This is a genomic window from Allopontixanthobacter sediminis, assembly GCF_009828115.1.
In the GTDB taxonomy this organism is placed as follows: Bacteria; Pseudomonadota; Alphaproteobacteria; order Sphingomonadales; family Sphingomonadaceae; genus Allopontixanthobacter; species Allopontixanthobacter sediminis.
In genome coordinates this window covers 417,809-443,808 of sequence record NZ_WTYL01000002.1, presented here as the reverse complement: position 1 = coordinate 443,808, position 26,000 = coordinate 417,809, and the positions used below count along the sequence as shown (strand labels likewise).

The 26,000-nt window shown below is 63.4% G+C and carries 25 protein-coding genes and 1 tRNA gene; 11 read left to right on the top strand and 15 right to left on the bottom strand.

Annotated features, from left to right (window positions below):
- Positions 1–17 precede the first annotated feature (17 nt).
- Entirely contained in the window at positions 18–764 is a 747-nt protein-coding gene (locus GRI65_RS07860; RefSeq protein WP_160755976.1) for an electron transfer flavoprotein subunit beta/FixA family protein, read from the bottom strand.
- A 142-nt stretch (positions 765–906) separates the two neighbouring features.
- Positions 907–2,106: an ADP-forming succinate--CoA ligase subunit beta gene (sucC, locus tag GRI65_RS07855; protein ID WP_160755975.1), complete on the bottom strand. Its 1,200-nt coding sequence runs from the start codon at positions 2,104–2,106 to the stop codon at positions 907–909.
- Positions 2,107–2,209: 103 nt separating this feature from the next.
- On the opposite strand from sucC, the gene GRI65_RS07850 reads away from it, so the two are divergent.
- Complete coding sequence (locus tag GRI65_RS07850; protein ID WP_160755974.1) at positions 2,210–2,992, top strand: 3'(2'),5'-bisphosphate nucleotidase CysQ; 783 nt, start codon at positions 2,210–2,212, stop codon at positions 2,990–2,992.
- Between the two features lie 98 nt (positions 2,993–3,090).
- Here GRI65_RS07850 and GRI65_RS07845 read toward each other — a convergent pair whose 3' ends face one another.
- Complete coding sequence (locus GRI65_RS07845) at positions 3,091–3,789, bottom strand: OmpA family protein (protein WP_160755973.1); 699 nt, start codon at positions 3,787–3,789, stop codon at positions 3,091–3,093.
- 201 nt (positions 3,790–3,990) lie between these two features.
- Here GRI65_RS07845 and GRI65_RS07840 point away from each other — a divergent pair, with 201 nt between their 5' ends.
- Positions 3,991–5,319 (top strand): hemolysin family protein, encoded by a 1,329-nt coding sequence (locus GRI65_RS07840; RefSeq protein ID WP_160755972.1) that lies wholly within the window; start codon positions 3,991–3,993, stop codon positions 5,317–5,319.
- A 13-nt stretch (positions 5,320–5,332) separates the two neighbouring features.
- Here the strand turns inward: GRI65_RS07840 and GRI65_RS07835 are convergent, their stop codons facing one another.
- Genes GRI65_RS07835 through GRI65_RS15125 form a run of 9 tightly spaced genes read right to left on the bottom strand, consistent with a single transcriptional unit; the run spans position 5,333 to position 13,128 of the window.
- Positions 5,333–5,746: a DUF3035 domain-containing protein gene (locus GRI65_RS07835; protein ID WP_160755971.1), complete on the bottom strand. Its 414-nt coding sequence runs from the start codon at positions 5,744–5,746 to the stop codon at positions 5,333–5,335.
- Between the two features lies 1 nt (position 5,747).
- On the bottom strand, positions 5,748–6,281 hold the full coding sequence (lspA, locus tag GRI65_RS07830; RefSeq protein WP_202391223.1) for a signal peptidase II: 534 nt from the start codon (positions 6,279–6,281) through the stop codon (positions 5,748–5,750).
- Positions 6,278–9,280, bottom strand: a complete 3,003-nt coding sequence (gene ileS / locus GRI65_RS07825) for an isoleucine--tRNA ligase (protein WP_160755970.1) — start codon at positions 9,278–9,280, stop codon at positions 6,278–6,280. Before ileS ends, lspA begins: the two co-directional genes overlap by 4 nt.
- Complete coding sequence (locus tag GRI65_RS07820; RefSeq protein ID WP_160755969.1) at positions 9,277–10,215, bottom strand: bifunctional riboflavin kinase/FAD synthetase; 939 nt, start codon at positions 10,213–10,215, stop codon at positions 9,277–9,279. The genes ileS and GRI65_RS07820 overlap by 4 nt, the downstream gene beginning before the upstream one ends.
- A complete protein-coding gene (locus tag GRI65_RS07815) occupies positions 10,212–10,697 on the bottom strand; it encodes a dihydrofolate reductase (RefSeq protein WP_160755968.1) in 486 nt (161 codons plus the stop codon). The genes GRI65_RS07820 and GRI65_RS07815 overlap by 4 nt, the downstream gene beginning before the upstream one ends.
- Positions 10,694–11,755, bottom strand: coding sequence for a 5-(carboxyamino)imidazole ribonucleotide synthase (locus GRI65_RS07810; protein WP_160755967.1), 1,062 nt, complete (start codon positions 11,753–11,755; stop codon positions 10,694–10,696). Before GRI65_RS07810 ends, GRI65_RS07815 begins: the two co-directional genes overlap by 4 nt.
- On the bottom strand, positions 11,752–12,240 hold the full coding sequence (purE, locus tag GRI65_RS07805; RefSeq protein ID WP_160755966.1) for a 5-(carboxyamino)imidazole ribonucleotide mutase: 489 nt from the start codon (positions 12,238–12,240) through the stop codon (positions 11,752–11,754). The genes GRI65_RS07810 and purE overlap by 4 nt, the downstream gene beginning before the upstream one ends.
- A gap of 2 nt (positions 12,241–12,242) precedes the next feature.
- The gene (gene gpmA, locus GRI65_RS07800; protein WP_160755965.1) at positions 12,243–12,929 is read right to left on the bottom strand and encodes a 2,3-diphosphoglycerate-dependent phosphoglycerate mutase; all 687 of its coding nucleotides are present in this window, start codon (positions 12,927–12,929) and stop codon (positions 12,243–12,245) included.
- A gap of 31 nt (positions 12,930–12,960) precedes the next feature.
- On the bottom strand, positions 12,961–13,128 hold the full coding sequence (locus tag GRI65_RS15125; protein ID WP_202391222.1) for a hypothetical protein: 168 nt from the start codon (positions 13,126–13,128) through the stop codon (positions 12,961–12,963).
- 158 nt (positions 13,129–13,286) lie between these two features.
- Between GRI65_RS15125 and GRI65_RS07795 the strand changes: the two genes are divergently transcribed.
- Positions 13,287–13,361 (top strand) — tRNA-Thr (locus GRI65_RS07795).
- Here GRI65_RS07795 and GRI65_RS07790 read toward each other — a convergent pair.
- Positions 13,340–15,052, bottom strand: a complete 1,713-nt coding sequence (locus GRI65_RS07790) for a solute:sodium symporter family transporter (protein WP_232843998.1) — start codon at positions 15,050–15,052, stop codon at positions 13,340–13,342. The genes GRI65_RS07795 and GRI65_RS07790 overlap by 22 nt on opposite strands.
- A gap of 137 nt (positions 15,053–15,189) precedes the next feature.
- Here GRI65_RS07790 and GRI65_RS07785 point away from each other — a divergent pair, with 137 nt between their 5' ends.
- Together GRI65_RS07785 and GRI65_RS07780 are read left to right on the top strand one after the other, a co-directional pair.
- Complete coding sequence (locus GRI65_RS07785; RefSeq protein WP_160755963.1) at positions 15,190–15,753, top strand: PH domain-containing protein; 564 nt, start codon at positions 15,190–15,192, stop codon at positions 15,751–15,753.
- Complete coding sequence (locus tag GRI65_RS07780) at positions 15,750–17,297, top strand: PH domain-containing protein (protein WP_332872617.1); 1,548 nt, start codon at positions 15,750–15,752, stop codon at positions 17,295–17,297. The genes GRI65_RS07785 and GRI65_RS07780 overlap by 4 nt, the downstream gene beginning before the upstream one ends.
- Here GRI65_RS07780 and GRI65_RS07775 read toward each other — a convergent pair.
- Complete coding sequence (locus GRI65_RS07775) at positions 17,286–17,585, bottom strand: GNAT family N-acetyltransferase (RefSeq protein ID WP_160755962.1); 300 nt, start codon at positions 17,583–17,585, stop codon at positions 17,286–17,288. The two genes, GRI65_RS07780 and GRI65_RS07775, sit on opposite strands and share 12 nt — an antisense overlap.
- Before the next feature lie 71 nt (positions 17,586–17,656).
- On the opposite strand from GRI65_RS07775, the gene GRI65_RS07770 reads away from it, so the two are divergent.
- Both GRI65_RS07770 and GRI65_RS07765 read left to right on the top strand, forming a co-directional pair.
- Positions 17,657–18,664: a threonine aldolase family protein gene (locus GRI65_RS07770; RefSeq protein ID WP_160755961.1), complete on the top strand. Its 1,008-nt coding sequence runs from the start codon at positions 17,657–17,659 to the stop codon at positions 18,662–18,664.
- The gene (locus GRI65_RS07765; RefSeq protein WP_160755960.1) at positions 18,661–19,569 is read left to right on the top strand and encodes a DMT family transporter; all 909 of its coding nucleotides are present in this window, start codon (positions 18,661–18,663) and stop codon (positions 19,567–19,569) included. The genes GRI65_RS07770 and GRI65_RS07765 overlap by 4 nt, the downstream gene beginning before the upstream one ends.
- Here the strand turns inward: GRI65_RS07765 and GRI65_RS07760 are convergent.
- A complete protein-coding gene (locus tag GRI65_RS07760) occupies positions 19,540–20,340 on the bottom strand; it encodes a Rossmann-fold NAD(P)-binding domain-containing protein (protein ID WP_160755959.1) in 801 nt (266 codons plus the stop codon). The genes GRI65_RS07765 and GRI65_RS07760 overlap by 30 nt on opposite strands.
- Before the next feature lie 53 nt (positions 20,341–20,393).
- Between GRI65_RS07760 and pepN the strand changes: the two genes are divergently transcribed.
- From pepN to GRI65_RS07740, 4 genes are all read left to right on the top strand, one after another.
- Positions 20,394–23,063, top strand: a complete 2,670-nt coding sequence (gene pepN / locus GRI65_RS07755; protein ID WP_160755958.1) for an aminopeptidase N — start codon at positions 20,394–20,396, stop codon at positions 23,061–23,063.
- On the top strand, positions 23,056–23,823 hold the full coding sequence (pgeF, locus tag GRI65_RS07750) for a peptidoglycan editing factor PgeF (protein ID WP_160755957.1): 768 nt from the start codon (positions 23,056–23,058) through the stop codon (positions 23,821–23,823). Before pepN ends, pgeF begins: the two co-directional genes overlap by 8 nt.
- A gap of 266 nt (positions 23,824–24,089) precedes the next feature.
- Entirely contained in the window at positions 24,090–24,677 is a 588-nt protein-coding gene (gene petA, locus GRI65_RS07745) for a ubiquinol-cytochrome c reductase iron-sulfur subunit (RefSeq protein ID WP_160755956.1), read from the top strand.
- Between the two features lie 16 nt (positions 24,678–24,693).
- Positions 24,694–25,974, top strand: coding sequence for a cytochrome b (locus tag GRI65_RS07740; protein ID WP_160755955.1), 1,281 nt, complete (start codon positions 24,694–24,696; stop codon positions 25,972–25,974).
- Positions 25,975–26,000: the final 26 nt, after the last annotated feature.

Genomic DNA, 26,000 nt, shown 5'->3' with positions numbered 1-26,000 from the left:
CCTTTCAGCTCGGCCGCTTACGCGATCCCGAGCGCCTTCAGCTTGGCCACCATCGCATCGACGTCGGCCACTTTTTCACCCGCTTGGCGAACCGGCGGTTCGGAGACATTGGTGGTGGTCAGGCGGGGCGCGGTATCGACCCCGAAATCGGCCGGGCTTTTCACATCCAGTTGCTTCTTTTTCGCCTTCATGATGTTCGGCAGCGAGGCGTAGCGAGGTTCGTTCAGGCGCAGGTCGGTGGTAACGATGGCGGGCATCGTCAATTTGACCGTTTCCAGTCCGCCATCGATTTCGCGCTTCACGATCACGCTGCCCCCGTCGATCTCGACGGTGTTGGCGAAGGTGCCTTGCGGACGGCCCATCAGCGCCGCCAGCATCTGGCCGGTCTGGTTGGAGTCGTCGTCGATCGCCTGCTTGCCGAGCATGATCAGGCCGGGCTGTTCCTCGTCCGCAATCGCTTTCAGGATCTTGGCGACGGCTAGCGGCTCGACAGTATCGTCGGTTTCCACAAGGATCGCGCGGTCGGCGCCCATTGCCAGGGCAGTGCGCAGCGTTTCCTGCGCTTTTGCCGGACCAACTGACACGGCGATGATTTCGTCCGCCTTGCCGGCTTCCTTGATCCGGATGGCTTCTTCGACCGCGATTTCGTCAAACGGGTTCATGCTCATCTTGACGTTGGCGAGGTCGACACCCGAACCGTCCGCCTTGACCCGCGGTTTAACGTTGTAATCGATGACCCGTTTGACGGGCACGAGGATTTTCATGAGTTACTTTCCTCTCACAATGTGTGACGGCGCCCTAGCTTGCGCTTACGTAAACGTCAAGTAAGGGCGACCCGTCCTGTTCTATCAATGCGCCAGTCGCGCCGCTGTTTCCATACGGTTGCCAAGTCGCACATCGGAAATCTCAGGCCGCCTGCTTCACCTCGGCGACGATTTTCTTCGCAGCATCGCCGAGATCGTCGGCGCTGACGATCGGAAGGCCGGAATTGTTGAGGATTTCCTTACCCTTCTCGACGTTCGTGCCTTCGAGGCGGACGACCAGCGGCACCGAAAGGTTCACTTCCTTCGCCGCGGCCACGATCCCGTCGGCAATAATGTCGCATTTCATGATGCCGCCGAAGATATTGACCAGGATGCCTTCCACGGCGGGGTCCTGCAGGATGATCTTGAAGGCTGCGGTGACCTTTTCCTTGGTCGCGCCGCCGCCCACGTCGAGGAAGTTGGCCGGGAACGCGCCGTTCAGCTTGATGATGTCCATCGTTGCCATCGCGAGGCCCGCGCCGTTGACCATGCAGCCGATGTTGCCGTCCAGCTTGATGTAGGCGAGGTCGTATTTGCTCGCTTCGACTTCGGCCGGGTCTTCTTCGGTTTCGTCGCGCATCGCTTCCACGTCCTTGTGACGGTACAGCGCGTTGCCGTCGAAGCTCATCTTGGTGTCGAGCACCAGCAGGTTGGCATCTTTCGTTTCTACCAGCGGGTTGATTTCCAGCATCTCGCAATCGAGATCGATAAACGCGGTGTAGAGCTGGCCAGCCAATTTCTGGCACTGCTTGTTGAGATCGCCCGACAGGTTCAGCGCGAACGCCACGGCTCGGCCGTGGTGCGGCATGAAGCCTTGTGCGGGATCGATGGTGATCGTCGTAATTTTATCTGGCGTGTTGTGCGCCACATCTTCGATATCCATACCGCCTTCGGTCGACACGACCATCGCCACCTGGCCGCTGGCCCGGTCGACCAGCATGGCAAGGTAATATTCTTCGGCAATGTCGACCCCGTCGGTGACATACAGCCGGTTGACCTGCTTGCCTTCATCGCCGGTCTGGATCGTGACCAGCGTGTTGCCGAGCATATCCTTGGCATCCGCCGCCACATCGTCGATACTTTTCGCCAGCCGGACGCCGCCCTTTGCATCCGTGCCCAGTTCCTTGAACTTGCCCTTGCCGCGGCCGCCCGCGTGAATTTGCGCCTTCACCACATATAGCGGCCCGGGGAGCTTCTTTGCGCCGGCAACCGCTTCTTCGACAGTCAGCGCGGCATAGCCGGAGGGGATGCCGATGCCGTATTTCGCGAGCAGTTCCTTGGCCTGGTATTCATGGATGTTCATGGGGCGTCCGTTGCTTCTTGTAAGGGAAATTAGGTTCGGCGCCGCCTAAGCATGGATCGCCGCGCTTGAAAAGTGCTGCGTCCGCTTCCAACAGTGATAATGCATGCTCGATCAAAACAGATTTCAGGAAATTGTCCAAGAGGCAGGGCGCATCGCGGTAGGTCGCTGGCCCGGTGCGGGCCATATCCTCCGGTCGTGGGACAAGGAACCGGGCAGTCCGGTCAGCGACGCCGATATCGAGGTTGACGGCTTCCTACGCCGGGAACTGGGCCGCCTGCTTCCTTCGGCGGGGTGGCTGTCGGAAGAAACGGTCGACGATTCGGTCCGGTTGGGCCGGGGACTGGCATGGCTGGTCGACCCGATCGACGGCACCCGTGATTTCATTCGCGGCCGCCCCGGCTGGTGCGTTTCGGTTGGGCTGATCAGCGAAGGTCGGCCGCTGATTGGGATGCTTGCGGCCCCGGCGCGGTCCGAAGAATGGCTTGGAATCGCCGGGCAGGGCGCGTGGCGCAACGGGCAGCGGCTGGTCGCCTCGACCCGTATGGAATTCGCCGGGTCGCGCGTGCCCGCCGATTCGCTGCCCAAGCCGGACAGCGATCTGACGCTGGTCGACAAGCCCAACTCGATCGCGCTGCGAATCGCGATGGTCGGCGCAGACGAGGCCGACTTGCTCGCTACGCTGCGGTGGGGCTTCGAATGGGATATCGCAGCGGCCACACTGATCGCGCGGGAAGCGGGTGCCATGGTCTCCGACGCATTCGGTGCCCCGCTTAATTTCAACAAGCGGGACCCGCGGGCGTTCGGCTTGCTGGTCAGCGCGCCGGGGATCCACGCCGCCGCAGTCGAGCGGTTGGCGGATCGGGCAGTGGTGTTGGTCCGGGAATAAGCCGCGCATAGCGGGATGGCATAAAAAAGGGCCGACCCTGCGGCCGACCCTTTTCACTCGCTATCCGGAGCGCGGGGCCCCGAATTCGTCAACTGCGATTACTGGGCTGCTCGTGCTGCCGCAACGTCTTCCTGCGTGACCGGAATGATCTTGATTTCGACCCGGCGATTCAGTGCCCGGCCCGAATCGGTGTTGTTGTCACCGACGAAGTAGTTTGGATCTTCGCCAAAACCCTGCGAGCGGATGCGCGCAGCCGATACCCCGCGCGAGGACAGGTAGTTTGCCACTGCCTGCGCACGCTGTTCCGACAGACGCTGGTTGAAAGCGTCGGAACCGGTCGAATCGGTGTAGCCGTAAACGTCGATCAGGCTGTCCGGATACTGGATGAGGCTGTTCGCGACGTTATCGAGCGTGTTGCGGAAATTCTGGTTGATGGTGTAGCTGCCGGTTGCGAATGTGACGCCGTCGGGCAGGTTCACCAGGATCGCGTTGCCGCCGTCGGTTTCAGTGACATCAACGCCCGAACCTGCGGTGCTTTCCTTCAGTTCCTTGATCTGCTGGTCCATCTTGTAGCCGACCACGCCGCCGGCCACGCCGCCAACGCCGGCACCGATGATGCGTCCGGTCTTGCCGCCGATAACGCCGCCAAGAAGGCCGCCAAGTACGGCACCGCCGACTCCGCCGATTGCCGTGCGCGAAACTTTCTGTTCACCCGTGTTGGGATCCGTAACGCAGCCCGAGACCGTAACCAGCGATAATGCTGCAAGACTCGAAACAAAAATCCGTGAATTCTTCATGGGGCCGTCCCCTCCTTTTATCGTGCCACCGGCACCTTTAATCGCGCACCGCACCCATCTGCGTTGCACACACACAACCATTTAGACAGTTGGCTGTTCCCGCACCAGATTTATGAGCGCGCTCGCGGCACAACGTGGGGTCGCTTGGAGCACCGTGTCTGAATGGTGGCGAAACGCTTTAATTGTGCTAGCGGATTGCGCGTGACACCTTTTCCCTGGCCTGATCTGCTCATCATCGCAGGATTAATCATCCTCAACGGCATCTTCGCCATGTCCGAACTGGCGATTGTTTCGGCGCGCACGGCCAAGCTGCGCAGCTTGGATAGCAAGGCCGCGCGAACGGCTTTGGTGCTGGCCGCCGATCCGGGCAAGTTTCTCTCCACGGTGCAGATCGGCATCACGCTGGTCGGGATCATTGCCGGCGCTTTCTCCGGCGCCAGCCTGGGCGGGCCGGTAGGTGAACGGCTCGCCGCTCTCGGATTGCCTTTGGAATATGCCGACAACGCCGGCTTTGCGCTGGTGATCGCGCTGGTGACTTATTTCAACCTGGTGATCGGGGAACTGGTGCCCAAGCAGGTGGCGCTGCGCAACGCGGTCCCGATAGCTCTGGTCATGGCGCTCCCGATGGCGTTCATTGCCCGCGTCGCCGCGCCGGTCGTATGGGTGCTCGATAAAAGCTCCAGCGTGCTGGTCCGGCTGCTCGGGGTGCGGCCTGCGGGCGGAGGGAACGTTACCGCGGAAGAGCTGCACATGATCTTTGCCGATGCTACGCGGCAGGGCGTCATTGAACGGGAACAGCACCAGATACTGGCCGGCGTCGTGCGCCTAGTGGACCGTCCGGTGCGTGAATTGATGACCCCCCGCACTGAACTCGACTGGGTCGACGTATCCGACGATCCCGACGCGATCCGCAAGGCGATCGAGGCTAGCCCCCATTCCCTGCTTCCAGTGGCTGATGGCTCAACTGACAGGATTGTGGGGGTGGTGAAAGTGCGTGAGGTGCTGGCGCAACTGGTGGCCGGCAAGCCGGTTTCGCTGGCGGACCTGATGGCGAAGGCGGTGGTCATTCCCGACCAGCTCGACGCGCTCGATGCCCTTCGAGCCTTGCAGCAATCCGACGTCGCGATGGCGGTCGTGCATGACGAATACGGCCATCTCGAAGGCATCGTTACTCCGGTCGACCTGTTGACTGCGCTGGTCGGCCAATTCGCCAGCAGCCAGGACGAAGGGGACGAACCGGGCATCGTCGAACGGGAAGATGGATCGCTGTTGATCTCTGGCGCGCTGTCGGCGGACGATCTCGCCGAACGGCTAGGCCTCGATTACGGGGACAACCGCGAATTCGCCACGGCGGCGGGCTATGTCCTGTCGGTGCTCAAGAACCTGCCGGTGGAGGGAGAAAGCTTCACCGCGCAGGGCTGGCGTTTCGAAGTGATCGATATGGACCGCCGCAAGATCGACAAGCTGCTGGTCAGCCCCGCGGGTACGGCCCCGCTTCCGCCTGAGCCCGTATCGCCGGAAGCCGTCTGACAGCCGAAGCCTGTCAGCCCGGAATTATTGCCTGAGTCACCTGCCCGTCGCCTTCGGGTGCGGCGATGATATCGCGGGTCACCCGGCCCTTGGCCACGGTGTTCGTTCCCGCATCGCCAACCGACGAACGGATACCCGGATCGGCAGTGCCCGCACGGTCGATGACGGAACTTTCCACCCCGCTGCGCGGCGCGGGACCGCCGAACAGCGCATCGAGTGCCTGCGCGGAAGCCGTGCCTTCGGTCGGGCGCGGCGCGCCGGGGGCGGGCGGCACCAGGTTGAAATCGGGCGGCACTACCAGCGGGGCCTGACGCTGCACTGCGAATTCATCGGGCCGATCGCGGCCGAGAATGCCGCCATCGCCGCCGCATGCCGAAAGCATCGCGCAGCCGGCGCCCAGAAGGATCAATGTTCGTGTCTTGGCCATATCAACTCTCCGCGGCGTCTGGTGCCGCTTCATTGGTGTTCTTGACGTCCTTATCGCGGAGGAAAAAGGAACGGGCAAGCAGGATGACGACGCCGATGGTGATACAGGCGTCGGCAATATTGAAAATCAGGAAGGGCCGGAATGTGCCGAAATGGAGATCGGCGTAGTCGATGACATAGCCCAGGTCGTAACGGTCCTTGATGTTGCCCAGCGCGCCGCCGAGGATCAGCGCAAGGCCGATGATGTCGCCAAACAATTTCTCGCGCAGCATCCAGATGGTCACCACTAGCGCGATCGCAGCGGTGACCGCCACCAGCACCCAGCGCGCTTCCATGGACGTCGCTTCGAACATGCCCAGCGACACCCCGAAATTCTGGGTGAACCGCAGGTCGAAGAACGGCAGCAACTCCTTGTAGTCACCAATCCGGTCGATCCCTAGCGGGCCGACGACGAGCCATTTGACGTATTGGTCGGCAGCAAAGATGCCCACCGCGATAAACAGGCCGATCAGGCGGTTGCGCATGACCGGGTTCATGCTGCGGTATCCATCTGCGATACGGCGTCATCGCAGCGCGCGCACAGATCGCCGTCTTCCGTCACTTCGGGAAGGAGCCGCCAGCAGCGGCCGCATTTGTGATTGTCGGTGCGGGTCACGGTCACGTCCGTTCCTTGGCGCCGCGTTACTGACGCGGTGATGAACAATTCCGCCAGGTCGGCGTCGGAGAAGCCCTGGGGCACTTTGTCGTCGGGCACGGTAACCGCCGCTTCCAGACCGGAGCGGATGATCTTTTCGCGGCGGAGCGGTTCGATGGCTTCCATCGCGGTTTCGCGCAAATCGCGCAGCGCATCCCAGCGGGTATCGTCCGCCGAAGTCGCCGGGATTTCCGGCCATTCGAGCAGGTGAACGCTTCTATCATCGGGGAACCGGGTCCCCCAGACTTCTTCGGACGTAAACACCAGCACCGGCGCTGCATAGCGGACGAGCGCGTGAAACAGGATGTCCATTACCGTCCGGTTGGCGCGGCGCTTCACACCGTCCGCCGGATCGCAATAAAGGCTGTCCTTGCGGATATCGAAATAGAAAGCCGATAGATCCTCGTTGCAGAAATCGGTCAGCGTCCGGACATACAGATTGAAGTCGAAATCGTGGACCGCCTTGCGCAAAGTCCCGTCAACTTCGCCCAACAGCGCGAGGACATAGCGTTCCAGTTCCGGCATTTCCTCAACCGGCAGCGCTTCGGTGTCGGAATACCCTTCCAGCGCGCCGAGAAGGTAGCGGAAGGTGTTGCGCAGCTTGCGATAGGTATCGCCCACGCCCTTGAGGATTTCGTCACCGATCCGGTGATCCTCGGTGTAATCGACACTGAGCGCCCACAGCCGGATGATATCCGCGCCGTATTGCTCCATCACCTTCAGCGGATCGACCGTATTGCCGAGCGATTTGGACATTTTCATGCCCTTGGGGTCCATCGTGAACCCGTGGGTCAGCACGGCCTTGTACGGCGCGCGGCCCCGCGTGCCGCAGCTTTCGAGAAGGCTGGACTGGAACCAGCCGCGATGCTGGTCGCTGCCTTCTAGGTAGAGGTCGGCGGGGGACTGCAGTTCGGGCCATTCGTCCGATTCGAGCACGAAGGCGTGGGTGCAGCCGCTGTCGAACCACACATCGAGAATATCGCCGATCATCTCGTAATCATCGGGATTGCGATCCTGGCCGAGGAATTCCGCGGCGCGGGCATCTTCCCATGCGTCGACACCGTCAGCGGTAATCGCCGCGATGATGCGCGCGTTGACTTCGGAATCGACCAGCAACTGCCCGCTGGTCCGGTGGACGAACAAGGCAATCGGCACGCCCCAGGCGCGTTGGCGGCTGATCAGCCAGTCTGGACGGCCCTCGACCATTGATCGCAGCCGGTTGCGGCCCTTTTCCGGCACGAAGCGGGTGGCTTCGATCTCGGACATGGCGATCTGGCGCAGCGAGCGCGCGGCGCATGGTTTTTCGTCAGCAGGATCGATGGCTCCGCCTTCGCCTTCCCAGCTCTTTTCGGCGGGAGTCTTGGGCGAGAACTGGACCAGATCCTGATCCATCCCGATGAACCATTGCGGCGTGCAGCGGTAGATTAGTTTGGCCTTGCTTCGCCAGGAGTGCGGGTAGCTGTGGCGGTAATCGGCGGTGGCGGAAAGCAGCGCGCCAACTTCGCGCAGATCGGAACAGATGGGTCCGTCTGGGGCGTTGAAGGGTTTATTGATGACACTGCGCCGCCGCTCGTCCGCTCCGCCGAGCCACAGCCAGTCGTCACGGTAGCGCCCGTCGCGCTCTACCGCGAAGACCGGCTCGATGCCGTTCGCCTTGCACAGCTCGAAATCATCCTCGCCGTGGTCGGGCGACATATGGACAATGCCAGTGCCGCTTTCGGTAGTGACGAAGTCACCCGCCAGCATCGGGCGCGGCTTGGCGTAGAACCCGCCGAGACGGTGCATCGGGTGGCGGACAAGGGTTCCGGCGAGGTCCGAGCCTTTGAATGTCCGGTCGTCCAACGGGAAAGTTGAACTAATGCGTAGCCCGATATCGGGATATCGCTTCAACACACAATTATTCACTCGCTGTGCGAAATCATTGTGGAGGCCGTCTGCAACCAAAAACTTTAGCGCTGTTCCGGGACGATTCCCCAAGAACTCCAATGCAGAATCCTCGACATACTCCATGGGCTTGTTGGAGTCGCTGGATGCCCAAAGTTCGATCAATCGATACTCAACATCTGGCCCATACGCCAAAGCCTGGTTCACCGGGATCGTCCACGGCGTCGTCGTCCAGATCACCGCATAGGCGCCGACCAGTTCCGCAATCGGAGACTCGACAATCTCGAACGCCACGTCGATCTGCGGGCTGTCGGTCAGATCCTCATATTCGACCTCGGCTTCGGCGAGTGCGGTTTCCTCCACCGGGGACCACATCACCGGCTTCGAACCGCGGTAAAGCTGGCCGCTCTCGGCGAATTTCATCAGCTCAGCCACGATTGCGCCTTCGGCCTCGGGGCGCATGGTCAGGTAGGGCTTGTCCCACCGCCCGCCGATGCCGAGGCGTTTCAGCTGTTCGCGCTGCACATCGACCCAGCCCTGCGCATAGGCGCGGCACTCGGCGCGGAATTCCTTCGCCGGGACTTCCTTCTTGTCGAGCTTCTTCTTGCGGTAGAGTTCCTCCACCTTCCATTCGATCGGCAGGCCGTGGCAATCCCAGCCCGGCACATAGGGCGCATCCTTGCCCAGCAGCGTCTGCGTGCGGACGACCGTGTCCTTCAGCACATGGTTCAGAGCATGGCCGATATGCATGTCGCCATTGGCATAGGGCGGGCCGTCATGGAGGATGAATTTCTCGCGCCCCGCACGCGCCTCGCGCAATTGCGCATATTGATCCGCCGCCTGCCAGCGCGCCAGAATCGCCGGTTCCTTCTGCGGAAGGCCGGCTTTCATCGGGAAATCGGTCTTCGGCAGGAAGACGGTGTCCCGGTAATCTTTCTTGCTTGGCGTGTCGGTCATAAGGAGGCGGCGCTTAGAAGTTTCCGCGCCTGCCCGCAATCCCGCTCCATCTGTTCGAGCAGCCCGTCCAGCGAATCGAATTTCGCTTCGGGGCGCAGGAAGTGATGGAACGCCACTTCGATCTCCTGACCGTACAGATCGCCGGAGAAATCGAAGAAATGCGGCTCGAGCAATTCCTTCGCCGGAGTGAATTGCGGGCGGATGCCGATGTTGGCCGCTCCCTTCAGTTCCTGACCGGTACTCAGGATAGTGCCGGTTATCGCGTAGATGCCGAATCTGGGGCGCAGATAGCTTTCGACCGGCAGGTTCGCCGTGGGATAGCCGATTTCGCGCCCGCGCTTGTCGCCGTGCTGGACGATGCCCCGGATCGCGAATGGCCGGGTCAGCAGCCGCGCGGCTTCCTGCGGGTCGCCCGCCTGCAGCGCGCTGCGGATGCGGCTAGAAGATACCGGCGCGCCGCCGTCCATCACCGGGGGCACCGCGCGCGCTTCGATGCCGTGCGTTTTCCCGAGCGATTCGAGCAGGGCGCGGTTGCCGCTGCGGCCCTTGCCGAAGGTGAAATCCTCCCCCGTAACGACGCCCGCTGCGCCCATCCGGTCATGCAGCAGGCCGCCGACGAAATCCTCCGCCGAGGTTCCCGCCAGCCCGGCGTCGAAATGGAACACCAGCATCGCCGTCGCCCCGGCAGCCAGATACAGTTCCTGCCGCTGTTCCAGGGTAGTCAGACGGAACGGCAAAGTTTCCGGCTTGAAGAACCGCACCGGGTGGGGATCGAAGGTGGCGACAATCGAAGGGCGGCCCTGTTCACGCGCCCAGCGGATCGCCTCGCCCGCCACTGCCTGATGACCTAGGTGAAAGCCATCGAAATTGCCCAGCGCAATCACCGCCCCGCGCAGGGATTCCGGCAATTCCTCGCGGTGATCGAGCCATCTCATGTGGCGCGCTCGTAGGTTACAAAGGAATAGGCCGGGTGGCGCGCATCCGCAGGGTGGTCGGTGCGGGCCGTTTCGGTCCATTCCGGTCCCAGCGGCGGCATGAAGGTGTCGCCATCGAATTCGCCGTGGATTTCGGTCAGCTCGACCCGGTGGGCGAGCGGCAGGAACACGTCATATATCGCCGCGCCGCCGATCACCGCCACGTCACCATCGCCCGCCAGCTCCAGCGCTTGCTCGGTTGTCCGCGCGACTTCCGCTTCGCCCGAATCCCACTTCTCCCGCCGCGTCAGCACGATATGGGGACGCCCCGGCAACATTCCGGGCAGGCTTTCGAAGGTCTTGCGGCCCATGATCATCGGCTTGTTCATGGTCAGCGATTTGAAATGCCGGAGGTCGGCCGGCAAATGCCACGGCAGGGTGCCGTCCTTGCCGATCGCGCCGTTGGCGGCGCGGGCGTAGATCAGAACGATGTGCTGGTTCATTCGGTCGCCGGTCCAAGCCGGGTGACATGGCCCATCTTGCGTCCCTCACGCGCCTCGCGCTTACCGTACAGGTGGAGGTGTGCGGCAGGGTCGCCCAGCATTTCGTGCGCGCTCAGCGCGTCCGGTCCGACGATGTTGGCCATGGTCACTTCGGCCGCAATGGTCGCGGTCGACCCCAGCGGGAGGCCGCAGATCGCGCGAATGTGGTTTTCGAACTGGCTGGTGGCCGCGCCCTCGATTGTCCAATGTCCGGAATTGTGCACCCGCGGGGCCATTTCGTTGAACACCGGCCCGGCGTCCGTGGCGAAGAATTCGCAGGTCAGCACCCCGACATAGCCGAGCGAGGCGGCAATCCCGCTGGCAAGTGTGCGCGCCTGTTCCAGCTGATCGAGGATTTGCGCGGAGGGTGGTAGCGAGGATTTCGACAGGATGCCGTGATCATGGACGTTTTCGGCGCTGTCCCAGAACCGCACTTCGCCGTCATGCCCGCGGACCAGGATGACCGAGAATTCGGCGCTGAAATGGACCAGGCCTTCATAGATCGTCGCGGCGTCGGGCAGGCGGATGGCGTCGGCATCGCGGGCCGACCCGATCCGCCATTGGCCCTTGCCGTCGTAACCGTCGGCGCGGGTCTTGAGGATACCGGGCGCGCCGATCCGGTCGATCGCGGCGACCAGGTCTTCCGCTGAATGCACCGGCATGTAAGGCGCTGGCCGACCACCCAGTTCCTCGGCAAAGCCTTTTTCGTGGAGCCGGTCCTGCGCGATTTCCAGCGCCCGCGAATGCGGCGCCAGCTTGTCCGCGAGGGAGGCGAGCGGACCAACGGGCACATTCTCGAATTCGAAGGTGATGACGTCGCAATCTTGCGCGAATGTGGCGATCGCGATTTCGTCGTTCCACGCCGCGCAGGTGAACTCAGCGCTGACTTCCGCCGCCACGCTCTCCCGGTCCGGCGCGTAGATGTGGCAGCGATAGCCCAGTTGGGCCGCCGCCATCGCCAGCATCCGGCCCAGCTGTCCCCCGCCGAGGATGCCGATAGTGCCCCCAGGCGCGATCATCGGTCTTCCGGCCGGTCCGCGACCGCATCGGTGCGAGCGGCCCGCCATGATTTCAGCCGATCAGCCAGCGCTGTGTCGGAAATTCCCAAAATGGCTGCGGCGAGCAATCCGGCGTTGGCCGCACCAGCCTCCCCGATCGCCAGCGTGCCGACAGGAATTCCGGCGGGCATTTGGGCGATCGACAGCAGGCTGTCCATGCCGGACAGCGCCTTGGACTGCACCGGCACGCCGAGGACTGGAAGATGCGTCATCGCAGCGACCATTCCGGGCAGATGCGCCGCGCCGCCCGCGCCCGCGATGATCACTGCGAACCCGGCTTCCGCTGCGCCCTTGGCGAAATCGGCCATCCGGTCCGGAGTGCGGTGGGCGGACACGATGCGGACGTCATGCGCGACGCCCAGTTCATCGAGCATGTCGGCAGCGCATTTCATGGTTGGCCAGTCGGATTGGCTGCCCATGATGATCGCGACTTTAGGCGTGGTCATGCTCAGCCGTCCTTCAGGTAATATCGTTCGCCCGGCGTCATGGTGTCATCGAATTCATAGATGATCGGCTGGCCGGTGGGAATCTCGAGGCCGGTGATATCGTCGTCCGAGATGCCGGACAGGTGCTTCACCAGCGCGCGCAGCGAATTGCCGTGGGCGGAGATGATCACTGTCTCGCCGCTGGCCAGCACCGGCAGGATATCGCTCTGCCAATAGGGCAGCACCCGCTCGATCGTCAGCTTGAGGCTTTCGGTGTTCGGGATGGTGATGCCGGCATAACGCGGATCGCCCGAAAGATCGTATTTGCTGCCTGCGTCCATCGCCGGCGGGGGTACGTCAAAGCTACGGCGCCAGATGTGGACTTGTTCGTCGCCGTGCTTCTCGCGGGTTTCCTGCTTGTCGAGGCCGGTCAGGCCGCCGTAATGGCGTTCGTTCAGGCGCCAGTCCTTGGTTTCTGGGATCCACAGCCGGTCGGCTTCTGCCAAGGCGAGGTGCAGGGTCCGAATCGCGCGGGTCTGGACCGAGGTGAACGCCCGTGTCGGCATCACGCCCTTTTCCGCCAGCAAGCGGCCCGCCGCCTTCGCTTCTTCCACGCCCAGGTCGGTCAGGTCCACGTCCCACCATCCGGTGAAGCGGTTTTCCAGGTTCCATTGGCTCTGGCCATGGCGGACGAGAATAAGGGTCGGCAAGTCAGGCTCCTGCGTTGATCAGGCGGGATGGTTAGCTTTTGGCGCTGTCTTTGGGAAGGGTGGCAGGGGGCGAATCACCCGCCTCCCCGGCAGTATTTTCTTGCAGCGCGCGGGTCTGGGCTTTCCGGCGGCGCAGATTTTCACGCAGCTTGGCCGCGAGACGTTCCTGCCTGGTTAGCTTTTGCGGGTCATTTGCCATGGTGACACGCCGATTGCCGCGATGCGCGCCCTAACGCAAGCGCGCCCTTCGGTTTGTCGGTCAGACCGTCCTTGACAACCACAGGTCCACCAGCCAATAGCGCGCCCCTGCCATGGGCCGCTTTCGCCGCCCCTTGGCAGGAATACGCGAAATGGTGTGCTGCTGTAGCTCAGTGGTAGAGCGCATCCTTGGTAAGGCTGAGGTCGAGAGTTCAATTCTCTCCAGCAGCACCATTTCGCGCAGCCAGCCACCAGCAGCCGATATTGCCCGCCGCGAGCAGGGCAATCAGCGTCCAGAACGTGCCGGTAAGCGGACCGTCACCGGCAAGGCCGATGGGCGAGAACATCAGGTAGATCGCGACAACCAGGCTCCCCAGCAGGATCGCCGTGGGGATCGCGCCGCGCCACGGTGTCAGGTCGGTGCGCTGGCGCGAAACAAAGCTCCACGGTTCCGGCCGCGGGCGAATCCACGTCGCCGCCAGCATGATCCCGAGTTCGATCACGAACAGCACGCCGTAAAGGTGGAGGAAGTGGAGCGTCACCACGTCCGCCAGCGCGAACTTGATGATGCCGTAGGCGATCACGTGGAACACGATCACCAGCTTGGCCCCGAGCGCCGGCACCCGGCGGGTGAACAGGCCGACCAGGACGATGGTGATAATCGGGATATTGTAGAACCCGGTGAAGATACGGATGATCTGCCACAGCCCGTCGGGAGCGAAGTACAGCAGCGGCGCGACGGCGAAGGAAAATAGCGCAACCACGATGCTGGCGATCTTCGCGATCCGGACAATCGCTGCGTCGTCATAGGTCTTCGACGTGATCGACGGCAGGATGTCGAGGCAGAACAGCGTCGCCGCGCTGTTGACCAGCGAATTGAACGAACTGAACACCGCGCCCAGAAGCACCGCGAGGAAGAAACCCATCAGCCAGATCGGGAACAGGTCCTTCACCAGCTGCGGAAACGCGAGGTCGATCGTCGCGAGGCCCGGACCGTAGAGATGGAACGCGATGATTCCCGGGATCATCATCAGGAACGGCACCAGCACCTTGAAGAACCCGGACAGCAGCACTCCCTTTTGCCCTTCCGCCAAAGATCGGGCGGCGAGCGTGCGCTGGATCACGTACTGGTTGGTGCACCAGTAGAACAAATTGGCGATGATCATGCCGGTGAACAGCGTCCCGAACGGCGTGGGGTCTTCCGGCCCGCCGATCGCGTTCAGTTTCTCCGGATGATCCGCGGCCAGGCGGGACAGGCCGGTGAGGAATTCTCCGCCCCCCAGCGCCAGCAAGCCGAGCACCAGCACCAGCACGCCCACGATCAGCAGGCCGATGCCGTTGATCGTGTCCGACACCGCGACCGCCTTCATCCCGCCGAACACCGCGTAGATTGCGCCGGTCACGCCGGTCACCAGCACCATTGCGACCAAGGCCGGGAATTCGCCGATCCCGAACAGTACTGGCACATCGAAAATCTTCATCACCGCCAGCGATCCGGAATAGAGCACCGATGGGATCGTCACGAGACCGTAGCCGAGCAGGAACAGGACGGCAGACATACGCTGGACCTGCGGATCGTACCGGTCCGCCAGGAATTCCGGCAGGGTGGTGAACGCGCCCTTCAGATACCGGGGCAGGAAAATCAGCGCCATCGCGATGGTCGAGATCGCGGCAGTTACTTCCCACGCCATGCTCGACATGTTGTAACCGTAGGCGGACCCGTTGAGGCCGATCAGCTGCTCGGCGGACAGGTTGGTCAGCAGCAGCGATCCGGCGATGAAAATCCCGCCGAGATTACGTCCGGCGAGGAAGTACCCCTCCTGCGAGGAAACGCTGCCGCGCGCCATCCTCCACGAAATCGCCGCGACCACGGCCATGAAGGCGGCGCAGCTGACCAAGGTCAGCGCAAGTTCGAATCTGTCCAACGGTATCATCTCCCCGAACGAGCGATTGCCCGATCCTGCGTGTAGGTCAATCCTCTGCGTATGGCGGGCACCCGGCGGGGTGTCGGGGCTGCAAATGCTCCTTGCCAGTCGCCAGCGTATTAGCCATCTAAGGCACCATGGACGAAACACCCCCGACCGCACCGGACGCCGCGCTTCCGAAACCCGACCCGATTCCAGCTGCCTCCTCGGTAACCTCGCCCTGGCAAGCGCCCGACCATGACGACGATGCACTGACCCCGCTGCATCCCAATCATGTGAAGGTGCTGCGGATCGTGATCGCCCTGACCGCCGTGCCGTTTGTCATCGGTTCTCTGGTGCTCGAAAGCGCGCAGCTGGTCCCGACGGGGTTGTTCGCCGTACCGGTGGTGCTCGCGGCCGCCATCCTGATCATCCGCGTGCCGCTACGCCGCTATCAGGCGCGCGGATACGCGATGGGCGCAGACCGGCTGCGGGTAGTGCGCGGATTGCTGTTCCGCTCGGACACGGCCGTGCCGTTCGGGCGGGTCCAGCATATCGACGTCAACCAGGGGCCGCTCGAACGGGTCTACGGGCTGGCGACGCTGACCCTGCACACCGCCGGCAGCCATAACGCCTCGGTACACCTGCCGGGCCTGCTGAACGAAGACGCGCTGGTGATGCGCGAGACGATCCGCGCCCACATCAAGCGGGAGACGGTGTGACGCCCGCGAACCCCGACACCGGGCCGATCTCAGAGACCCGCAATGTGCCGCAACGAACGAACCCGCTGGGCTTCGTGACGCAGGGATTGCAGGGGCTCCAGCGCGCGATCCTGCCGATGGTGGCGGTTGGTTACAGCATGCGGGACGAAACGTTCGGCCTGCTGGCGGCGCTTGGCCTCGGCGTATTCATCGCGGCGGCGGGCGCGGGCTTTGCCTATCTCCACTGGCGGCGGCTGACCTACACTGTGGGCGAGACCGATATCCGGGTCGAAAGCGGCATCCTGTCCCGCGCCGCACGGTCGGTGCCGTTCGAGCGGATTCAGGACGTCAGCCTGGAACAGTCGCTGCTCCCGCGGCTGTTCGGGCTGGTCCAGGTCCGGTTCGAAACCGGTGCCGGGGGCAAGGACGAGCTGTCGCTACAATATCTGTCGGAGGAGGAAGGCGAACGACTGCGTGACGTTGTCCGGGCGCGCAAGGATGGTGCCGGGGCGGAAACCCGCGCGGAAGCTTCGGCCAATGCCGACACCGCAACGCCGGTCGAGGAACCCGCGAAGGTCCTGTTCGCCATGGGCCCGCGCCGGCTGCTGACCTTCGGGATGTTCGAATTCTCGCTCGCCGTTGTCGCGGTAATCGGCGGTGCCTTGCAGACTTTCGGGGATTTCCTGCCGTTCGACATCTGGGAATTGGAAGGATGGCAGAAGCTTTTTGCCGGACCATTCGGACAGCTCGAAAACCTCGGCCCCTCCGCCCGGATCCTGGGGGCAATCCTCGGCCTCGCATCGCTGTTGGTGGTCGGGGTGGCGACCGGGCTGGTGCGCACGGTCCTGCGCGATTGGGGTTTCCTGCTGGAACGCACCGCCAAGGGCTTCCGCCGCCGCCGCGGTCTGTTGACACGGACCGACGTGGTGATGCCGGTGCACCGTGTACAAGCGGTCCGCATCGGGACCGGCCTGGTGCGCGGCCGGTTGGGCTGGCACGGACTGAGCTTTGTCAGCATGGCGCAAGACAGCGGATCGTCGAACCACGTGGTGGCACCGTTTGGCCAGATGGACGAACTGCGCCCGATCATTGCCGAAGCAGGATTCGAACCGCCGTCCGAGGATCTGGCATGGCAGCGCGGGGCCGCAAACGCCCGGATCGACAGCGCCGTCGCCAGCGCCTTCCTGCTCGCCCCGGTGGCCGTTGTGACCATCGCTCTGGACCGTCCGTGGCTGGCACTGGTGCCCTTGGCTGCCGCTGTTTTCCTCGGACTGCGGCAGGTTTATCTGTGGCGGTTCGAACGCCATGCGCTGTCGCCGTCGCAGCTGTTCATCGGCAGCGGCTGGCTGGTGCCGAAACTGTCGATCGCTAGCCGGGCAAAGCTGCAGTCGGTCGAAATCAGCCAGCACATCCTTGGCCGCAAGCGGGGCTATGCGACGCTGCACCTCGGGCTTGCGGGCGGGACCATGGCGGTCAGCGGCATTGCACCCGACCTAGCGGAAGAACTGCGCCGCGCCGTCCTGACGAGCATCGCCCGCACCGATTTTTCCGAGCTAGGCCAATAGGTCGGCCCATTCGGGGTGCTCGTCGAACTTGGCCGCGACATAGCTGCACTGGGGAACGATGCGGAAATCCTGTTCGCGCGCGTCGGCGACCAGTTCCTTCACCAGCAGCCCGGCAATTCCGCGCCCGCCGATTTCGCGCGGAACCAGCGTGTGTTCGGCGACGCGTGCCCCGTCGCTGCGGGTGACCCAGGTCAGGCGGCCGACGGCTTCGCTGCCGGAGACATGGGCGTGATATTCGCCGCTGCTGGCCGAATCGTGGCGGGTAATGCGGACACCGGGTGCATCCATCGATGGTTCTCCTTGATGCGCGAAACGCGCGGGCTTGCGCTGGACGGCGGGCCAGCTAAGGGCGGTGGGTGATGAGCCGAGGCAAACAGTTCCTGTCCGATAATGCCGCCAGCGTCCACCCCGCGGTCTGGGAAGCAATGAAAGCTGCGGACACCGCCGACGCACCCTATGACGGCGACGCACTGTCGCGCCGGATGGACGATGCGTTCGGAGAGTTGTTCGCCCGGGAATGTTCCGTCTTGTGGGCCGCCACCGGCACGGCGGCGAACTGCCTTGCGCTCGGCACCATGGTCCAGCCGCATGGCGGGGTGATCTGCCACCGCGAAGCGCATATCGAGATGGACGAAGGCGGCGCGCCGGGGTTCTACCTTCACGGTGCGAAGCTGCTGCTGGCCGACGGCGACGGCGCGAAACTCACGCCCGAAACCATCGCCGCTGTGGCGGATGCGGTGCGGGAGGGGGTCCATCAGGTCCACCCCCACGCAATCTCGATCACGCAAGCGAGCGAATATGGCCGCGCCTACCGCCCGGCTGAACTGGCCGCGATTGGCGCCTTGTCGCGGGAAAGGGCCTTACCGCTGCACATGGACGGCGCACGCTTTGCCAACGCTGCCGCGTTTCTGGGGTGCTCCGCCGCCGAGGCTGCCGGGCCGGTCGATGCGCTCAGTTTCGGCTGCGTGAAAAACGGCGGCATGAACGCGGAAGCGATCGTGTTTTTCGCGCCCGGCCTTGCCGATGTCGCCCGTTTCCGGCTCAAACGTGCCGGGCAACTGCAATCGAAGGGCCGGTTCCTCGCCGCGCAGATCCTGGCGATGGTCGAGGGCGGGCTGTGGCTTGCCAATGCCCGCGCCGCCAACGCCGCAGCGCAGGAAATTGCCGGGGCTGCCGGGGATCGCCTGCTGCATCCAGTCGAAGCCAATGAACTGTTCGTGCGCTGCAGCGCCGAAGAACGCGCCGCGCTGCGCGGGCAGGGCTTCGGCTTCTACGATTGGGGTACCGGCGCCGGACGGTTCGTGACCGCGTGGAATACAAGGCCGGACGATGCACTCGCCCTTGCCAAGGCGCTTGCTTCCCTATGAGCGAAAACCCGCCGCATGCGCTGCTGAGACCGCAGGTGGCGCTGCCGTTCCTGCTGGTCGCCCTGATCTGGGGCTCGACCTGGTGGGTGATCACCGGCCAGATCGACGAGGTTCCGCCCAGCTGGTCGGTGACCTGGCGGTTCATGCTGGCGACGCCGTGCATGTTCGCCTTGGCGCTGTTTACTGGCAAATCGCTTCGTATCGGCCGAAACGGGCACTTGCTGGCGGTGTTCATCGGCCTCAGCCAGTTCTGCCTCAATTTCAATTTCGTCTACCGCGCGGAATTGCACCTGACTTCGGGCATCGTCGCGGTGATGTTCGGTTTGCTGATGGTGCCCAACGCGCTGCTCGGGCGGGCCCTGCTCGGACAGCAGCTCACGGCACGGTTCCTGCTGGGAAGCCTGGTGGCGATCGCAGGCATCGTGTTGCTGCTGGTGCACGAAGCGCGCATTTCTCCACTGGGCGGCAACATTCCACTGGGCATCGGGCTGGCAATTGGCGGAATCCTGTCGGCATCGGTCGCCAATGTGGTGCAGGCCAACCCGACCGGCCGCTCGCTGGCGATGGTCAGCCTGCTGGCATGGTCGATGTTATACGGAGTGATCGCGGATTTCACGCTCGCGTGGTTTACCGCTGGCCCGCCGGTCTTCCCCTCCGACCCCGATTACTGGTTCGGCATGGTCTGGCTGGCGCTGGCCGGATCGGTGGTCACGTTTCCGCTCTATTACACGCTGGTGCGGCAGATCGGCGCGGGCAGGGCGGCCTACAACAGCCTGTTCGTGGTGGTGATCGCGATGCTGATCTCGACCTTTATCGAAGGGTATGAATGGTCGCTGCTGGCGGTTGCCGGATCAGTGCTGGCATTAGCGGGGATGTTACTCGCCCTGAGGGCCAAGCACGTCTGACGCCATCAGCGCGCGCAGGCCTGCCCGGTAATCGGGATAGGCTGGCTGCCACCCCAGCACACGCTTGGCCTTGCCGTTGGCGACGCGTCGGTTCTCCCCGTAAAAGCCCCGTGCCATCGGGGAAAGCTGTGCTTCCTCCAGCGTCAGCAGCGTCGGCGGATCGCGGCCCAGCAAGGCGCAACTTTCCTCGATCACGGCATTCTGGCTGGTGGGCAGATCGTCGGACAAATTGTAGGCTGCGGCAGGAGCATCCAGCCCGGCGATGACGCCGCTGACGATGTCATCGACATGGACCCGGCTGAACACCTGCCCCGGCAGGTCGATCCGGTTCGCGCGGCCTTCCCGGACCCGGGTCAGGGCGTTGCGGCCAGGGCCATAGATACCCGGCAGGCGGAACACCCGCGCGCCGCGCGTCTGCCAGCGCGCGTCGGCTCCCGCGCGCGCGGTCCGCCGGCCAGTGCCGGTTGCCGCGGTTTCATCGACCCATGCACCTCCCGCGTCACCATACACCCCGGTTGACGAAAGGTAGCCGAGCCATTGGTGTGTCAGGTCGGTGCCGTAGCGGCCCAGTACTGGATCGGAATCGTCAGCTGGCGGGACGGAAGAAAGGACATGGCTCGCCCGGGTCAGCGCGTCCCGCACCGCGGCCCCGTCGGCGAAATCGACATCCCCGGCACTGCCAGTGGCTTCCACCACCCAGCCGCGCGCGCGCAAGGCCGCAGCGATGCGTCCGGCGGTATAGCCAAGACCGAAGATGAACATATGTGCCATCCCGCGTGTTGTAGGCATTGGAACCGCGAAGGAAAGGACTTAGGAGGCAGTCCATGGATATAGCCCGCAACCCGTCCGCCACCGACAGCAACCCCGAAATGGCCGATGCCGCCGTGGAGCCAAAGGCGCCGCCCGTCATCCGGCGGGAGGATTACAAGCCGTTCTCCTGGCTGGTGCCCGAAACCCGGCTGGCGTTCGAACTGGGGCTGGAACGCACCCGGGTGACCGCGACGCTGACGGTCACGCGGAACCCCGCGGCAGAAACTTCCGCCACGATCCTGCTCAACGGCGACGGGCTGGTGCCACTCTCGGTCTCGGTCGATGGCGAACTGTCACCCAGCTGGACGGTACAGGACGGCAATCTGATCCTGTCTCTGCCCGGCGACAGTCACGAAATCACTATCGTCACCGAATTGGCCCCTTCGGCGAACACCCAGCTGATGGGGCTTTATGCCTCGAATGCGATGCTGTGCACCCAGTGCGAAGCAGAGGGGTTTCGCCGGATCACATTCTATCCCGACCGGCCCGATGTCCTTTCGACCTATACCGTGCGGATGGAAGGGCCGAAGGCGCTGTTTCCGGTGCTGCTGTCGAACGGCAATATGGTTGCTGATGGCGAGGGGGCGGACGGCGCGCATTGGGCGGAATGGCACGATCCGTGGCCCAAGCCGTCCTACCTGTTCGCGCTGGTGGCCGGCGACCTGAGCGCCAATTCGGACAGCTTCACCACCGCGTCCGGCCGCAAGGTCGCGCTCAATATCTATGTCCGCACAGGCAAAGACGGCGCGGATGATTTGCCGCGGACCGAACACGCCATGGAATCGCTCAAGGCGTCGATGAAATGGGACGAGGAAACCTTCGGGCGCGAATACGATCTCGACCTGTTCAATATTGTTGCGGTGAGCGATTTCAACATGGGGGCGATGGAGAACAAGGGCCTCAACATCTTCAACACGAAGTATGTCCTGGCGGATACGGAAACCGCGACCGACGGGGATTACGACGCGATCGAAGGGGTCATCGCGCATGAATATTTCCACAATTGGTCGGGCAACCGGATCACCTGCCGCGACTGGTTCCAGCTGTCCCTGAAGGAAGGCTTCACCGTGCTGCGCGACCAGCTGTTCAGCCAGGACATGCAGGGCGAAGCGGTCAAGCGGATCGAGGATGTACGAATCCTGCGGTCGGTCCAGTTTCCCGAGGATTCCGGACCGTTGGCGCATCCGATCCGTCCCGACAGTTTTCAGGAAATCTCCAATTTCTACACCTCGACGATCTACAACAAGGGCGCCGAAGTCATCCGGATGATCCGCACGATGGTCGGCCCCGAATCGTTCCGCAAAGGCACGGACCTCTATTTTGAACGGCACGACGGGGAAGCGGCGACCTGCGAGGATTTCGTCAAGGCGATGGAGGACGGCGCGGGCATCGATCTCGCCGCGTTCCGCTTGTGGTACCGGCAGGCCGGGACGCCGCGAGTGGATGTGAGCCTGACGCATGAAGGCGACACTGCGACGCTGTCCCTCAGGCAGACCGTTCCCGTCACCCCGGGCCAGCCGGACAAGCAGCCGATGCCGATCCCGCTGCGGCTCGCACTGTTCGATCAGGCGACCGGCACCCATTCGGGCGAACAGCTGGTGGTGCTGGACCAGGCCAAAGCCAGCTTCGACTTCGAAGGCTTCGCCCAACGCCCGGTCGTGTCGATCAACCGCGGTTTTTCCGCGCCGGTGACAATCCACCGCCCGATCAGCCGCGAGGAACTGGTCTTCCTTGCAGCGCATGACGATGATCCGTTCGCCCGGTACGAAGCGATGCAGGACCTTGTCGTCGGCCATCTGACACTGGCGGCGGGCGAAGGGCTGGGCGATGCCGCCCGCAGCGAGGTGAGGACCGACATCACCGCGGCAATGCGCGCAGTGCTGACCGACCCGGCAATCGACGATTCGATGCGCGGCGAGCTGATGATGCTGCCGGGCCAGACGTACCTTGCCGAACAGTTGCCGATTTCCGATCCGGCGCGCATCCATGCCGAGCGGGAGGGTTTGAAGGCCTGGCTTGGAACGCAGCTGGGGGCGGAACTGTCGGACCTGCACACCAATGCCAGCGCGGCGACGCATTCGTCGGTTGCAGCGGCTCGCGGCGCGCGCAAGGTCAAGACGCAGGCGCTGGTGTTCCTGGCGGCAGCCGATGCTGAGGAGGCTTCGAAGCGGGCGGCGGCGCAATATGATACGGCCGACACCATGACCGACCGGCAGGGCGCGCTGATGGTGCTGTGCGGCCTCCAGACCGCAGCGCGGACCGACCGGCTGATCGATTTCTACCGCCGCTACAAAGGCAATGACCTGGTAATCGACAAATGGTTCGCGCTGCAGGCTTCCTCCACCCACCCGCAAGCGCTGGAGCATGTGAAGGCGCTGGCGGATCATCCCGATTTCACCCTGCGTAATCCCAACCGGGTGCGGTCGCTGTACATGGCGTTTGCGGGCAATCCGCACGCCTTTCACGCAGCGGATGGGCAGGGGTACCGGATGATTGCCGACCTGATCCTGGCGCTCGATCCCCTGAACCCGCAGACGGCGGCGCGGTTTGTTACCCCGCTGGGCCGTTGGCGGCGGCTGGAGCCGGTCCGCGCCGGACTGATGCGGGCCCAGCTGGAACGGATTGCCGCGGCCCCGTCCCTGTCGCGGGACACGTTCGAGCAAGTGAACCGCAGCCTTGGCTGAACCGGTCGAAGTCATCCGGTCTACTGCACTTGGCGCAGTCCCGCACGGTTTCCTGGGACGGCGCGGCGGTGTCTCGACCGGGGTTACGGCGGGCCTCAACGTAGGGCTGGGTTCGCGGGATGATGACGATGCCGTGATGCGCAACCGAGCGCTTGCCGCGGCTGCAGTGCTGCCCGGCGCCGAACTGGTTACCCCTTACCAGGTACATTCCCCCGACGCTGTAATCGTCCGCCGCGCATGGACGCTGGCGGACCGGCCCCGTGCCGACGCTGTCGTGACGGACGAGCCGGGCCTGCTGCTCGGCATCGTCACCGCCGATTGCGCGCCGGTGCTGCTGGCGGACCTGGAGGCGGGCGTAGTTGCCACCGCCCATGCCGGGTGGCGCGGCGCGCATGACGGGGTGATCGCCGCCACCGTCGCGGCGATGGAGCAATTGGGCGCGGTGCCTGCCCGTATCCGCGCCGCGATCGGGCCGTGCATCGCGCAGGCCAGCTATGAAGTGGACGAGGCGTTCCGGGACCGCTTCGGCGCGGATGGCGAGGAGTTTTTCGTACCCGGCAAACCGGGGCACCACCACTTCGACCTCGAGGGGTACGCCGCGTCACGCCTGGCGGCCAGCGGAGTGAAATCAATCGACCGGCTGGGGCTCGATACCTACAGCGATCCCTGCCGCTTTTTCTCCTACCGGCGGTCGGTTCATTCGGGTGAGAACACCTACGGCCGCCAGATCAGCCTGATCGGCCTGCCAGGCTCGCCGTGAAAGCCCTGCCCTTTGGTCTGGGTTGCCGCGCTTCCGGGCGGGTCATAATGTCGTGATGACAGGATTGCGGAAAACCGAACGCACCGTGCCAAAAATGCGGTTGGCAGCACAGGCAATCAAGGCTATCAGCGCGCCCAAACCGGTGTCGGGCGGGGATTTCTAGATTATGCGTCCGGCAGGCTTCATGGCGGGGCGCATCTCGACACCGGGATCCCGATGCTGCTGTTGGGCCGCGGGCAATGGACTATTTGAACAAGGCTGGATGAATGGCTGATACAACTGGCACCGCGAACCCGGAACACCTGGACGCCGCAACCGGCGTGCCCGGCGAAGACGGGGTCCGGCGGCGCGATTTCATCAATATTGCGGCAGTCAGTTTTGCCGGCGTGGGCGCGGTGGCGGTGATCTATCCGTTAATCAGCCAGATGGCGCCATCCGCTGACGTGCTCGCCGAAAGCACCACCGAACTCGACGTCGGCGCGATCGAACCGGGCCAGGCAATCAAGGCGGTGTTCCGCAAACAGCCACTGTTCGTGCGCCGCCTGACACCAGCCGAGATCAATGCAGCCAACGGGGTTGCGGTTTCCGAACTTCGCGACCCGGCTTCGCTGGCCGACCGGACCAAGGAAGGTCATGGCGACATGCTGGTCACGATGGGCGTCTGCACCCATCTCGGCTGCGTCCCGCTTGGCGCCGCCGAAGGTGAAAACAAAGGTGAATATGGCGGCTATTTCTGTCCGTGCCATGGTTCGCATTACGACACCGCCGGACGAATCCGTAAAGGCCCTGCACCCCTGAACTTGGTGGTGCCGGAATATCAATTCACGTCCGACACCGTAATCGTCGTCGGCTGAAGGTAAGAGGCAAGATATGAGTTTCCCCTGGGCCCGCGAATACCAGCCGACCAACGGCTTGATGAAGTTTCTCGACGAGAAGCTTCCCCTGCCGCGCTTGATCTATGGCGCAATCGGTGCCGGCTATCCCGTTCCGCGTAACCTGAGCTACATGTGGAACTTCGGTGTCCTCGCAGGCTTCTGCCTGGTGATGCAGATCATTACCGGTGTGGTCCTGGCGATGCATTACGCGCCGAATGCACTGGTCGCCTTCGCGACGACTGAACACATCATGCGCGATGTAAACTGGGGCTGGCTGATGCGGTATGCGCACGCCAACGGCGCCAGCTTCTTCTTCGTCGTGGTCTATCTGCATATTTTCCGCGGCTTCTTCTATTCATCCTACAAGGCCCCGCGCGAGATGATCTGGCTGCTGGGCGTGGTCATCTTCTTGCTGATGATGGCAACCGCCTTCATGGGCTACGTGTTGCCATGGGGTCAGATGAGCTTCTGGGGCGCGAAAGTCATTACTGGCCTGTTCGGCGCCATTCCGCTGGTGGGTGAGCCGATCCAGGTCTGGCTGCTCGGCGGATTTGCGCCGGACAACGCCGCGCTCAACCGCTTCTTCAGCCTGCATTTCCTGCTGCCGTTCGTGATCGCCGGCGTTGTCATCCTGCATATCTGGGCGCTGCACATCCCCGGTTCGTCCAACCCGACGGGCGTGGAAATCAAGACGGAAGCCGACACCCTACCGTTCCACCCATATTACACGGCGAAGGATGGCTTCGGGCTCGGGGTATTCCTGTTGTTCTTCCTCGGGATGGTGTTCTTCCTGCCGAACTTCCTCGGCCACCCGGATAATTATATCGAAGCGAACCCGCTCTCGACCCCGGCGCACATCGTGCCCGAATGGTATTTCTGGCCATTCTACGCCATCCTCCGCGCCTTCACGATCGACTTCTTCTTCATTCCCGCGAAGCTGATGGGCGTGTTGGCGATGTTTGCCGCGATCCTGGTGTGGTTCTTCCTGCCATGGCTCGACAAATCACCCGTACGTTCGGGCCACTACCGGCCGCTGTTCCGGATTTTCTTCTGGATTCTGGTGGTCGACATGGCCGTGCTGTTCTGGCTCGGCGGCGCTGCGGCGGAGGAGCCGTACGTGATGTTCAGCCAGCTGGCGACCGCGTATTACTTCCTCCATTTCCTGGTGATCCTGCCGATCGTGTCGTCGATCGAAAAGCCCAAGCCATTGCCCTATTCCATCACGGAATCGGTATTGGGGTCCGACAAGGACACCGCTCCGGCAGCCGCGAATTGAACGCGCTGGCAATCGGTAAAATTAGT